The sequence below is a fragment of the Pseudoalteromonas sp. SWYJ118 genome (assembly GCF_015864505.1).
Classification (GTDB): domain Bacteria; phylum Pseudomonadota; class Gammaproteobacteria; order Enterobacterales; family Alteromonadaceae; genus Pseudoalteromonas; species Pseudoalteromonas arctica.
The window spans coordinates 72,061-85,183 of sequence record NZ_JADYXC010000018.1 but is presented as its reverse complement, the minus strand read 5'-3'; the positions used below and the strand labels follow the sequence as shown (position 1 = coordinate 85,183).

Annotated in this window: 10 protein-coding genes; 5 read left to right on the top strand and 5 right to left on the bottom strand. The window is 38.2% G+C overall.

Features of this window, described 5'->3' with window-relative positions:
• Nucleotides 1–66: 66 nt before the first annotated feature.
• Both I6F48_RS15775 and I6F48_RS15770 read right to left on the bottom strand, forming a co-directional pair.
• A complete protein-coding gene (locus I6F48_RS15775) occupies nt 67–447 on the bottom strand; it encodes a DUF3192 domain-containing protein (RefSeq protein WP_007586943.1) in 381 nt (126 codons plus the stop codon).
• 185 nt (nt 448–632) lie between these two features.
• Nucleotides 633–1,577 (bottom strand): D-2-hydroxyacid dehydrogenase, encoded by a 945-nt coding sequence (locus I6F48_RS15770; RefSeq protein ID WP_197119798.1) that lies wholly within the window; start codon nt 1,575–1,577, stop codon nt 633–635.
• Nucleotides 1,578–1,965: 388 nt separating this feature from the next.
• Between I6F48_RS15770 and I6F48_RS15765 the strand changes: the two genes are divergently transcribed.
• Together I6F48_RS15765 and I6F48_RS15760 are read left to right on the top strand one after the other, a co-directional pair.
• Entirely contained in the window at nt 1,966–3,099 is a 1,134-nt protein-coding gene (locus I6F48_RS15765) for a 1-acyl-sn-glycerol-3-phosphate acyltransferase (protein ID WP_024590668.1), read from the top strand.
• 105 nt (nt 3,100–3,204) lie between these two features.
• Entirely contained in the window at nt 3,205–3,450 is a 246-nt protein-coding gene (locus tag I6F48_RS15760; RefSeq protein ID WP_166376462.1) for a DUF1289 domain-containing protein, read from the top strand.
• On the opposite strand, the gene I6F48_RS15755 is transcribed toward I6F48_RS15760, so the two are convergent.
• Nucleotides 3,447–4,145 (bottom strand): substrate-binding periplasmic protein, encoded by a 699-nt coding sequence (locus I6F48_RS15755; protein WP_007586939.1) that lies wholly within the window; start codon nt 4,143–4,145, stop codon nt 3,447–3,449. The two genes, I6F48_RS15760 and I6F48_RS15755, sit on opposite strands and share 4 nt — an antisense overlap.
• A gap of 118 nt (nt 4,146–4,263) precedes the next feature.
• Here I6F48_RS15755 and I6F48_RS15750 point away from each other — a divergent pair, with 118 nt between their 5' ends.
• From I6F48_RS15750 to I6F48_RS15740, 3 genes are read left to right on the top strand one after another with little or no spacing between them, the layout of a single operon-like run.
• Entirely contained in the window at nt 4,264–4,467 is a 204-nt protein-coding gene (locus I6F48_RS15750) for a DUF3283 family protein (protein WP_002962585.1), read from the top strand.
• Between the two features lie 14 nt (nt 4,468–4,481).
• Nucleotides 4,482–4,883 carry a GNAT family N-acetyltransferase gene (locus I6F48_RS15745; RefSeq protein WP_010553303.1) on the top strand — a complete coding sequence of 134 codons (402 nt, stop codon included), beginning with the start codon at nt 4,482–4,484 and terminating at the stop codon, nt 4,881–4,883.
• 25 nt (nt 4,884–4,908) lie between these two features.
• Nucleotides 4,909–9,411, top strand: a complete 4,503-nt coding sequence (locus I6F48_RS15740) for an EAL domain-containing protein (protein ID WP_197119797.1) — start codon at nt 4,909–4,911, stop codon at nt 9,409–9,411.
• Between the two features lie 16 nt (nt 9,412–9,427).
• On the opposite strand, the gene I6F48_RS15735 is transcribed toward I6F48_RS15740, so the two are convergent.
• Entirely contained in the window at nt 9,428–10,381 is a 954-nt protein-coding gene (locus I6F48_RS15735) for an ion transporter (protein ID WP_197119796.1), read from the bottom strand.
• A complete protein-coding gene (locus tag I6F48_RS15730; RefSeq protein ID WP_197119795.1) occupies nt 10,381–13,050 on the bottom strand; it encodes a bifunctional acetate--CoA ligase family protein/GNAT family N-acetyltransferase in 2,670 nt (889 codons plus the stop codon). Before I6F48_RS15730 ends, I6F48_RS15735 begins: the two co-directional genes overlap by 1 nt.
• Nucleotides 13,051–13,123: the final 73 nt, after the last annotated feature.

The following is a 13,123-nucleotide window of genomic DNA, read 5'->3' as shown; positions in this document are numbered from 1 at the left end:
AAACTTAATATACAAAAACGCCAATATTCATATATTGGCGTTTTTGTATCAAACATTTTTTATTGGTTACTGCGTGATCATACCTAAAGCGGTTTCACCAATGCCCACTAACTTATCATTTTTAAATACAAGTGGCGTACATTCATCTTTCGTTGTTTTAGAATCTGAATGTTTGCTATGAGTTACATAAAAAAGTACTTGGTATACATCGTCATCTTTTTTTAATAGCTCTGTGAAATTAGGCGTTTTTAATTGCGTCAAAACAGATTGGTAACTGCTATCCATTTTTAGCTCTGATATAACTTCACGATTATTTTTATGTTGTGCTTGCCAGCTAGATGAATTCTTACCAGCCCAATGAGTCTCAGCTTCACCATCTGATACGGCAATAACACAGCCTGTTAAAAATGGAGCGATTAAAGCGGCTGCTAAAAGTGATTTTTTCATTTTTATTTACCTTAATAAGATTTTTAATTGGTTATTAGCTGTATTAAAGCAAAGAGTAGACCATATTTATAAGTTGTTATTAATCAGTTTGTTAAGTGGGTTAAGCTGTTTTTATCTAATAAAATATTAAATGTATTAGTAAAAACAGCCATTTTTTAGCTTATTTGATTACTACAATAAAATCACTACACCAAGCGGTTGCGTGATTCGCCTTTATTAAATGCAGCAATATTTAAACTTACTTCATTAATTAAACGCACAATAGATTCGGTGCTTGCCCATGCTATATGTGGAGTAAGTAAAAGGTTATTACCTTTGTAATTAGCAAGTGGGTTTGAAAGCTCAGCTGGTTCTTTAGTTAGTACATCAACACCGGCTCCAGCAATTAGGTTTTGCTCAAGCGCTGTCGCTAAGTCGGATTCGTTAATAATTCCACCACGTGCTGTATTAATAATTATAGCGCTTGGCTTCATCATTTTAAGCTCATTAAGTGCAATTAAATCACGTGTTTCATCTGTTAGCGGACAGTGTACGCTGATTATATCGGCTGTTTTAATGACGTCTTCAAAAGGCGTACGACCGTCGCGACATTTAACACCTTTGCGCTCTGCAACAATAACATTTGCGCCAAATGCCTCAGCCACTTTAGCAACGCCTTTACCTAGCGTACCACCGCCTATAATGGCAAATGTTTTACCTTGTAAGTCGTTAAAGCTGTAATCGAGTATGCAAAACATTTCACTTTTTTGCCACGCGCCTTGCTGGCAATCCGCCTGATAGCGGTGTGTGTTACCCAGTAAGTTAGTAATTAAAGAAAACGTATGTTGAACAACAGAAGGTGTTGAATAGCCAGCTACATTAGTTACGGCAATACCAAATTCTTTAGCGGCTTCTAGATCAACATTATTAGTACCAGTTGCACTTACACAAATTAATTTAAGCTGTGTAAGTTTGCTAATAGTGTCGCGGTTTAAAACGGCTTTATTAGTGATTAATACATCAGCACCTTGGCAATGTTCAATAACTAGCTCTGGGCTAGTAAGTTCATAAGTCGTTAATTTACCAAGTTGTTCAATACCAGTAAGAGACGTTTTAGCTAACGTTGCGTTATCAAGAATAGTAATGTTCATTATGAGCCCTAAAATAAGTGGATCTGAAAGAGTTAAAATCGTAAAAAAGATGCCTACGATCCATCAAAAATCTAAAATACGAGCTTAAGGTACTACGAAAGAAAGGCTTTGTTAATGGTATTACTACCAAATGATTAGAGGGCTTTGTATTAGTGGTCTGCCCACTAGCAGATTGAGAACATGGTATTTTGCTAGACTGATCAGATTTTTGCACTTTTAAGCAAGCTCATGGTCATAGAAGGTAATTAAACTCGGCTTTAAAGCAAGTTGCTAAAAATAAAAATCGTTTTTTTGGTTATTTCGCATTTTAGATTGGCTGAGTTATAATCGGATATAGACATAAACGGTGCGCTTTGGCGTACCGTTTTTTAACATTGTAGATGTAGTAATGAGTGAATTAGAAGATAAATACGCAGATATACGCCCATACAACGACGACGAAGTTGCGGCGTCGCTTACACGTTTAATTAACGATGATGCGTTTATTGATGTAATAGCAAAGTATAATTTACCGCGCTTTTTATCGGCAGTGCCTTTTATTGCGCGTCCAATGGTAAGAAGTCAGTTACGCAAAAAATGGGGCAAAGTAAGCACCGTTGAAGATGTGCAAAATGAAGTGGCACAATACTTAGATAAACTAGTGAAACGCACCACATCAAAAGTTACCTTTTCTGGGTTAGAACAGTTAGATGCTAACCAGGCCTATTTATTTATTTCAAACCACAGAGACATAGTGCTTGATCCTGCATTAGTTAACTGGGGTTTATACCAACATAAAATGAAAACAGTGCGTATTGCTATTGGCGATAATTTATTGCAAATACCTTACATTACTGAGCTTATGCGTCTAAATAAAAGCTTTATAGTTAAGCGCTCTGCTAAAGCACCAAAAGAGATGTTAAAAGCACTGACTCAATTATCGTCATACATTTACGATTCTGTGGTCGGTGGAAATTCTATTTGGATTGCGCAAAAAGAAGGGCGTGCAAAAGACGGTTTTGATCAAACTGATCCTGCGCTTTTAAAGATGCTGCAATTAAATGGGCGTAAACAAAAGAAAGAGTTTGGCGATTATATTAAAGAGTTAAAAATAGTGCCTGTTTCTATTTCTTATCAATATGAGCCGTGTGCAATTGCTAAAGCCAAAGAGCTTTACCACAAGCAGCATCATGGTGAGTACGTTAAATCGGCTGGTGAAGATATTGCGAGCATTGTTGAAGGCTTTAGTACTGCTAAGGGGCACGTGCATTTAGCATTTGGGCAACCAATTGAATCTAAATGTGATAGTGCTGAAGAGCTTGCTAAAACAATTGATAGGCAAATTGTTGATTCGTTTTATTTACACCCAGGCAATTACATCGCTGGTGGTTGTAAAGATGCGGTAATAGACTCTCCTGATACAGCGACATTTGAACAACGTTTAGCCTGTGTACCTGAAGAGTTAAAACCATTAGTGCTAGCTATGTACGCTAAGCCATTTCACCGTAAAACAGAGATAAATACTAATAGCTGTGAACATTAATACTCACAGCTCAATGAAACTAAGCAGCAATTAAATTGCTGCTTTTTTTTTGCTCAAAAATAACGCTATACTAATACCTCCTCTTCAACTGGGCGGTACTTATGCATGCAACAAATTGAAATATTTGATATTCCAAGTCCTTGCAAGAGTATTTGCTTAGTTAATAACAGAGGGTATTGCAAAGGGTGTTATCGTAGTCGGGATGAACGCTTTTCGTGGAATACCTTAACGAACGACCAAAAAAAGAAGGTGCTTAGTTTGTGCCAGCAGCGCTACAAACGTTATCTTCAAAAAAAGCAGCAAAATGCAGTGCTAAGCACACAGGCGCAGCAGCAAGGGTTCGACTTTTAAAAGCTTAATCCATACTTGGCTCTTAGTGCGTACACAGTGCCATTGTTAGTTAAGTTAATTAATGACATTTTAAGCTTTTCTACCAAGTTTTCATTACGCTTATTTAAATAATGATAAAGCGGATAAGTATTCAGCACTTCTTTTACAAAGCAACCTTGAGGTGAAGGTAGCTCATTGTTTTGCATTATAAAATTAATCATTAAAGCTCCCTGTACTTTTTTCTGAGCAAGCAAATTAAGTTGGGTATTCATGCTTTTAACTTTAATAATATTCCCTGCAAACTGTGTGCTTGCTAAATAATGTTCTTGGACAGGGTAGCCATCAACAATTGCGACGCTATCGAGCTGTTCTAAACTGCTAGGTAAACAGTTTTTATATAATACTAAGTCAAACTTAAAGAGCTCATAATCGACCCTAATCAAGTTTTCGTAATTTTCTTCAACGCTTGCATCTCTTCCTAACTGCCCATCAAGTACGCCATTATTTGCAGCTAGCAAAGCATTTTGGTGGCTAAAATCGATTATATGTATTTTAAAACCGATATCTGCGTATGCTAACTTTAATAACTCTAAGGCATAATCAGCTTGTGGTGTACTTTGCGGACGATTAAAAGTGAGGTTGTATTGATGACTAAAACAAGAGGCACTAAAAAATAAATTTACCAATAATAACAAGATACTAAAATGTCTATTCATTATCAGTTCCAATTACTACAGAAATAAATAAAATAAGACGCGTATAATAACAAGGAGATTACCTCTTGCCCAGTTTCGGGGTTAATCAAATAATTTTAAAAGCGAATGAGGAAGTATTGTGAGTTTTAATTTATGCCTATTGCCACGTGAAGAAAAATACCAAATTCAGTTAGATTATGAAGCGTCTTTTTGGGCGTATCAAATTAAGCGAAATAAAAAAACGAGAGAGCAAGTTTATAATACAATCCATAGCCGTCCAATGGCTGAACAAATGGTTTTGAAGCAAAAATTTGAGCAATATTTAGCGCTAATGCTTAGCTAAGTGTTGATATAAAAATGTATATAGTTGAATTGCTGGATGGGCTAAAAGTTCCACTCGTTAATAAATTTTATAAAAAACATAATGTAAGAGGGCGGGCTAATAAACAAGATAAGGTATGGGTTACTTACTATAATAATGAAATAGTTGCAGCATGTAGGCTGCAAGATAAAACAGAGTTTTTATTTTTATCTACCGTGTTTGTTGCGCTGGAACATCGCGGTAAAGGTGTTGCTAAACAGCTATTATCAACACTCTTAAAGTCGCAAGATAAGATGATTAATACCTTCGCATATAAAAACGTAGTTGATTTATATTGTGCTATTGGTTTTAACCAGGTGTTAACATATACTCTTGCTTTACAAGTACTTTTTGATACTTACAAACATCGAAATATAGTCGCTCTAGAGTACCCATAATAATAAATAATAATATGGAATAAGCATGAGTAAATGCGTTAATGGGATCATTAGTTGCTTTGTAGTTTTAATAATTATCCTAAGTTGCCAAGTAGGCGCACAAGTAAAACGTTTATCTCCAAGCGAAGGCTTATCGCAAAGCTACGTTAATACAATGCTTATCGACACTAATGGTTACCTTTGGCTTTCTACTGAGGCTGGGCTTAATCGTTATGATGGCTATCAAGTTATTCCAATAAACGGCCCTAATGGTGAATTAGAAGAAGCGATCATTGATCGTATTTACCAAGACCCTCAAGGGCACATTTGGATAGCCTCTTTACTTGCAGGCCTATTTAGATACGACCCCGTAACAGATTCATATCAGCAATTTCTAGAAAAACCTACCAGTGAAGAAGAAATTATCAATCAGTCTGTTTTTAGTATGGTGGCAGTTGATAAAAAAACACTTTGGATTGGGCGAGGCCGCGATTTTGCAAAGCTTGATATCGCAACCGGAAAAATCACAACTATTTTTGAGCTGCCTGCTAAATATAAAAATACCCTTGTGAGAAAGCTGTTTGCTTACAATGGTTATATATTTATAGGTACAAGCCATGGCGCATACGTATTTGATATTGCCACAGAGCAAGTTAGACCCCTGCAGCATTTAAAAGGTGAAGCTGAACATATTTACCAAAATAATGTTAAGTCTTTCGCATTAGGTGAAAATAAACAGTTGTTAGTAGGGGCGGTACAAGGCTTATACGAAGTTGATATTAGTAACTTATCAAAAATGTTTGAACGCCCAGATTTACCTTTTAAAAGTAAAGTATTACTAAGCGATTTAAATGTTTGGAGCATAGTAAACGAACACGGAACAATAGATTTAGCTACCGACAAAGGCTTGTTTAAATTTGATTTAAACACCGGGGAGATGATTAAAAACACTCGAATAGCCCAAAGTAAGTACACACTTGCCGATACCAGTATTATTGATATGGCAAAAGATAAATCGGGTGGTACGTGGGTTGCGACTAAAACCGACGGTGCGTTTTACTTATCTCATGACAGCTACCATTTTAATAATGTCGATGGCACTTTGCTCGGGGGGGATGGTTTATCGCATCACTCTATCTGGGGGATTACCGAATATAAAGACAAACTTTGGCTTGCAACGCATAACGGTATTACCGAGGTTGATTTAAAAACAAATATTGGTAAAGCTTATTTAAAAGATTACAAAGTCGACTTACTCACCACTGAGTTTACCGTATATGAAATAACGCCTTATAAAAATAATTTATGGCTTTATACAAATCGTGGTTTGTTTATTTTTGACCCTGTAACGCATCAAGTTAGCGAACCTAAAGTACATAACCCTGCTAATCAGGAGTTAATTACCGGTAGGGTACATGGCGTTACATTAATGCCAAATGGCGATCTATACTTTGTGCACTCAGATCATGGGGTATTTATATACAATATAGATTCTCAAGTAATAACGCGTTTGGGTGGCCAGTTTGATCAATTTGAACCCTTTTTAGCCCATGGTTTTTTACCTGCGCTGAGCAATAAACCAGATTCACCATTATTTTTTAATGCCGGTATTTTATACCAAGTGAACCCAAGTGATTTAGCACTTAAAATGATTTATAAAGTGCCAAAACAGCATGAAAACGTAGCCATTAGTGTGCTTTCTTACTTAATTGATAACAACAATATATTGTGGATATCACTTTCTAATTTCGGCTTAATAGGCCTTGACGCATCTACCTATCAATTAGTCCATACAATCGATTTAGAGAGGAATAAATTAGGCACTCTGCTATACGATATGGTGCTAGATGATGATGGCATGATCTGGATGAGTAGCCATAAAGGCATTTGGCGATTAAACCCAGAAACACTTCATTTTCAGCAATTTTCTACATCAGAAGGGCTACTCTCTGCTGAGTTTAATAGCAACGCCATGGCACAGCTTAAAGATGGCCATATTGCGTATGGTAGCTTAAAAGGTTTTACCTACTTTCATCCAATGGAGAACCAAAATTATCAATCGCTTATTGATCACGTAAATATTACGCGAGTAGATTTAATGTCACGAGATTTATCGCTTGATTTAAAACAACCGCTCAACGAGGTTGTGTTAAACCATGATGATATAGGGCTTGAAGTTGCATTTTCGGCCATGGCATTTAGTAATCAAGAACGCATCATTTATGAGTATCAACTCGATAACGGACAAAAAAGTTATACCCGAAATAACAACCGTGTATTGTTTCCAAAATTGAATCCAGGTAATTATCAATTAAAAGTTTGGGCTAAAGACCCCCTGACTGGCGAATATACCTCGCCTGCTATTTTAAAAATAAAAGTAAAGTATCCGCTTTGGCGTGCACCTTATTTTATGGTGCTTTACGGCATGCTGTTTATTGGCTTTGTTGCCATGTGGGTTATGCGCCGTAATAAAATTCAGCGTATTTTATTGGCAGCAAATAAAGAAAGTAAAGAAAGCGAAGCCCGTCTAAAGCTAGCGCTTGAAGGTAGCGAATCGGGTGTTTGGGATTGGGAATCAAGCAATCCAAGTATTTACCAACCTCGCTTAGCGAGTGAGTTAGGCTACGAAAATGAAACCGTGAGCCTAGATGAATATTTATCTAAAATTCATCCGCAAGACAAACAGCTATTTCGCTTAGAGTGGCTTGAGTTTTTATCTACCGATAAAGGTTACTTTAATTGTACCTACCGCCTGCGCCATGCAAAAGGCTATTGGCGCTGGTATAAGGATTTTGGAAAAGTCGTTGAATGGGATGATAAAACGCCACAAAAAGTAGCGGGTACCTACACAAATATGACCCGTGAGATGGTGTTTGAAGAACACGCTTTATTATTTACGGCAGCATTTGAGCAAACACGTGATTGGGTGTTTATCCTCGATAAAAATTTAAATATTCGGGCTTCTAATAAATCACTGCAAACCGCCTTTAACTTCTCTGCTGAGTCGTTATCTAGTCGAGCATTAAATTTAGGTATATCGCGCAGCAATCGTTTTGATTATTTACGCATAATGCAAAAGCTATCTATTGGAGAACACTTTTCGTGTGAAGACAGTGTAGTTTTAGCAAGTGGTGAGTCGCGTCATGTACTTGTGAAAATAAGTGCAGTGGCCGATAACGAACAGCGCCTTAATAGCTATGTCATTATTTTAACCGATATAAACGCACAAAAATCAGCCGAAAACGAGCTGCACTTATTGGCCAACTACGATGCCTTAACAGGGTTGCCAAATCGTACATTATTTAATGACCGCGTTGAACACGCCCTTGAGCAAGCAAAATTTCACGAATGTAAAGTTGCTTTATTACATATAAATATTAAGCGTTTTAAATACTTTAATGACTCTTTGGGGCATGCAGTTGCTGATGAGCTAATTAAAGAAGTCGCTGAGCGTTTAAAATGCTCCTTGCGTCCATCTGATAGTGTTGCTCGATTTGGTGGCGATGAATTTGTAGTACTGGTGGAAGATATTCAGCAAATCGAACAAGTACTCATTATATGCACTAAGTTGATGGATTGTGTGAATCAAAATATTACGATTAATGGCCAAGTTGTAAACGTTAATTTAAGTATTGGTGTGTCTATATCACCAGATGATGCACAGCAAGGCTCTGCGCTTTTAAAAGCTGCGAGCATAGCGTTATATCATGCAAAAGACTCTTTAGAGGGCCGTTATCAGTTTTATAAGCAAGAGATGAATCAGCATGTTCAAAGAGCGTTGCATCTTGAGTCTCAGCTAACTAAAGCGTATCAAGAAGAAGAATTTTGTAATTACTACCAGCCTATCATTAACGCTGAAAGTCAAAAAACAGAAGGCTTTGAAGTACTGCTGCGTTGGCCTGAAAATAAGCTTGTGCAAACTCAAGAGTTTTCGGTGGCAGCAGAAGGTATAGGCCTAATTACAAAAATTATGCTGCAGACTTTTGCGCGCGCTTTATTAGAGCTAAAAGAGTGGCGAAAAGCCTCACCTAGCCTGTATTTATCTATTAATTTATCGGCTCTTGATTTTGAGTTTAAAGATCTTGTTCCTGAAATTAAAAAAGCGTTAAGTAATTCAGGAGTGTCGTCTGAGGCAATTGTTTTTGAAATAACCGAATCAATATTAATGCGTGATTCAAAAGAAGCGCTACACAGCATGGAACAACTTAAAAAGTTGGGCTGTAGATTGTACATGGATGATTTTGGTACGGGTTACGCATCGCTTACTTATTTAAAGCGTTTTCCTATTGATGTATTAAAAATAGATAGAAGCTTTGTACAAGACATAGGCATAGATTCTGACGATGAAGCTATTATTCAATCAATACTCGCGCTTGCAGATAGTTTAGGTAAAGAATGTGTAGCTGAAGGCGTAGAAAGCTCGCACCAACTCGCCTTTTTAAAGGCGCGAGGATGCATGCATTTTCAAGGGTACTTATTTAGTAAACCGGTACCTAATACCGAAGTACTACCGCTTATTAATCGCAATTGGAGTGATATATTTAATTAATAATAGCAGTACTTATTTAAGGCCTTTTACCGCAGTGCCTGCAAAACAAATGGCTATTATGCTCATTCAACTGCGTTTTAATGGCCTTATTAGCTTCTAGTTTACTCAAGCCTAATTTATAGCGTAGTTCTTCTAGGTGTTCTTGTTGAGTATTATTAAGGGTGCCATCTTGAATTTGTTCATGTACGGCATCTTCAAAAAATTGGCGGCGTTTACGTATTTGTTCTGAAAAACTAGACGCCAGTAAACCGGTAGGTATTGCAACCATTCCCATGCTCAGTAGTGTAATAACCCCGCCGAAAAACTTACCCAATGGCGTTATAGGTACTACATCGCCATAACCAACGGTTGTTAGTGTTGCCATTGCCCACCACATAGCCGCAGGAATAGAGCCAAATTTATCGGGTTGTATGTCGTGCTCAATTAAGTAAATTCCGCATGAAGCTAAAATAAGCACGACGGCCATAATAAAAAAAGCAGCCATTAATGAACTACCTTCATCGTTAAAGGCTTTTAAAAGTAGCTGCATGGCGCGTGAGTAGCGAGTGAGTTTAAATACCCTTAATAGTCGGAGCACGCGTAAAAAACGTAAATCGAGAGGAAATAAAAACATCATTAAGCTTGGTAAAATCGCAATTAAATCAACAATTGCCAAAGGAGAGAGAAAATAGCTAAGCCGACGTTTGGTATGAGACCCTTCCATTGCTGCATATTGTGTTTTATCTACGCAAGCCCAAAGCCTGGCTAAGTACTCAATAGCAAAAATAGCGACCGAGACAATTTCTAAAACTAAGAATTCGTTGTAATACTGCTCTGCCACACTTGGGATTGATTCAATAACAATGGCTACAACGTTGATCATTATTAAGCTAATGAGTGCAATATCAAGAATATGTCCCGCTCGATGGTACTGGCCTGTGCCTTCAAACAGGCAAGCCATTTTTTGTCTTAAAGTGTGTGGTTCATTCATTATTTAAGTTTAAGTACCATGTTAATACTGCCTTCTTCAAAGTCGCGACTAATTTTAAAACCTAACTTACGGGCAAGCTCAATCATCCCTGTATTCTCTGGTAAGGTTATGCCTTCAATCGATTCCACACCTTGACGTTTACAGTGGTTAATTGCTGCACTCATTAGTATGCGACCAAGCCCTAAACCTTGGCAATCTGAGCGTACTACAATGGCAAACTCAGCATGCAGGTTATCGGGGTCCATAATGACGCGAGACACACCTAATGTGCGAGTTGTACCTTCAAAGCGTTGGCAAACAATAAACGCCATTTCACGGTCGTAATCAATTTGCGTCATTTTCGCGAGTTGATCGTGGTTAAATTGTGGTAGTTCGCCAAAAAAGCGTTTATATCTGTCTTCTTTATTAAGTGACTCGTCAAATGCTTTATGAGCTTGTTCATCTTCTGGCTTTATTGGTCTGAGCGTAGCTTGGGTGTTGTTTTTAAGTGTTACCACTTCAACAAGTTCAATAGGGTAGGGACGAATAGATAAGCGCTTACGATTGCTCTGAGTTTGATAACGGCTAAGTGTCATGGTGGCATCGAGCACTAAAAACTGTCCATTACTGGCAAGTATAGGATTAAGTTCCATTGAGCTTATGTCAGGTTGATCAATAACTAACTGAGAAATACGCGTTAGCAGTGCACATAAACGATACTTATCAACTTTTTCGGGTAATATGCGCTCCTTTAGTACGCCTTTATCGTGCGCTGCGGCAATTAAATACTTTGCTAAGTTCATATTTAGTGGAGGCAGAGCAACAGCGGCTTGCGCATATTCAAGGCCGGTTCCTGCTTCACCTAATAATATAACAGGACCAAAATTAGGCTCGGTTTTAATCGCAATTCGCAGCTCATTTGCGCCTGCTCGCGGCGCCATTTTTTGTAATGAAAACCCTTCAATAATAGCATCTGGATAAGTGTTTTTAATACGGATAAGCATTGCAAAAGCGGTTTGTTCAACCTCGTTGGCATCGTTTAAGTTAAGCACCACACCACCTACTTCAGACTTTGAAGCAATACTTGGGCTAATAAGTTTTAACGCGACCGGAAAACCAAGTTCTATGGCTTGCTCTCTGGCTTCTGTTGGGGTGTAAGCCACCTCAGTTTGAATGCATGTAATACCATAGTGATTTAATACTTGGCTTGCCTGATGGGTAGGTAAGTAGCTTTGTCCGTCATCTAAAAACTCATTAATAAGCGCTTTAGCTGCTACTTTATTTATTTTTGCGTCATCTGTATTCGACTCAGGTGTTTGCGTTAAATGCTTTTGGTTACGGCGATACGTTACCAAGTGCATAAACGCGCCAACAGCACCCTCTGGTGTTCTATAAGTTGGTATTGCGTTGTTTGAGCACACTTTTCTGGCGGCGTAAGATGCGTCTTCACCCATAAAATTAGTTATAACGTAAGGGCGTGCCATTTTGGGTAATGTTTGTAAGGTTTCTACAATAATGTTGGCGTAGTCTTCGCTGGGCGCAAGCGCTGAGGGAGTATGGATAATCAGTAAGTTTTTAACTTCTTTTGCGTGCAGTAAAATTTCTAATGCTTGCTTATAACGCGCAGGTGCTGAGTCGCCAAAAATATCCACAGGGTTTGAGGTGGTTTCTGATTGCGGAATTACTTTATTTAGCGCATTTCGGGTTTCAGCGCTCAACTCGGCTAATTTACCGGAGCTTTGAATTAGCTCATCAACGGCCATAACACCGGGGCCGCCACCATTAGTTAAAATTGTCAGTTGCTCTACTTTTAATAATTTTGGATGCATGGCGAGTGTTTGTGTTGCTGCAAATAGCTCTCGTAAATCATTTACGCGCAGCATACCCGCTCGTTGAAATAACGCATCGTAAACAGCATCAGAGCTTTGCTTTCCGCCGGTGTGAATTTCGGCTGCAAGTGCGCCTGCACTTGTTTTACCTGTTTTAATTGCAATTACAGGTTTACTAAAGGCCGCAGCTCTTGCTGCTGATATAAAGCCACGAATATCTTCAATGTTATCAATGTAGAGTAAAATAGCTTTGGTTTTAGCATCACGACCTAAAAAGTCGAGTAGTTCATTAAAGTTTATATCAAGGCAATCACCTACCGATACAAAATATGAAAAGCCAATTTCTTTGTTTTTAGCCCAATCTAAAATGGTTGAGCATACTGCTGCTGATTGCGATACAAATGCAATTTTACCTGGGCTTGCTACTGTATGTGAAAAGCTCGCATTTAAACCAATATGAGGGATCAGCAAGCCCAAACAATTGGGTCCAAGCAAAGTAACCTGTTTGGCTTGAGCGCATGCTTTAAGTGCGCTTTTTTGCTCTCCAGACAGCCCATCGGCAATAACAATAGCGGTTTTACAGCCAAGCTCTCCAAGCTGCTCAATAATATCAATTAAGGTATTTTTGTTAGTACAAATAACAGCAAGGTCGGGTACTTTTGGTAAGTCAGCAATAGAGGGGTAAGCAAGTACGCCATGTACTGCGCTATGGCTTGGAGTAACGGGCATTATCGGCCCTTTAAAACCGCCTTGAAGTAAGTTGCGCATAACCACAAAACCAGCACGAGTTGATATATTAGAGGCACCAATAACGGCCACTGAGCTTGGGTTAAAAAACTGGGTAATGCGCTTAAGGCTCATGGTTTTTCCTAGGCTGATTAAATTTTGCGTTATTTATAGTCTCAATGTACCCTGTTTACTGTGTTATTTCGAG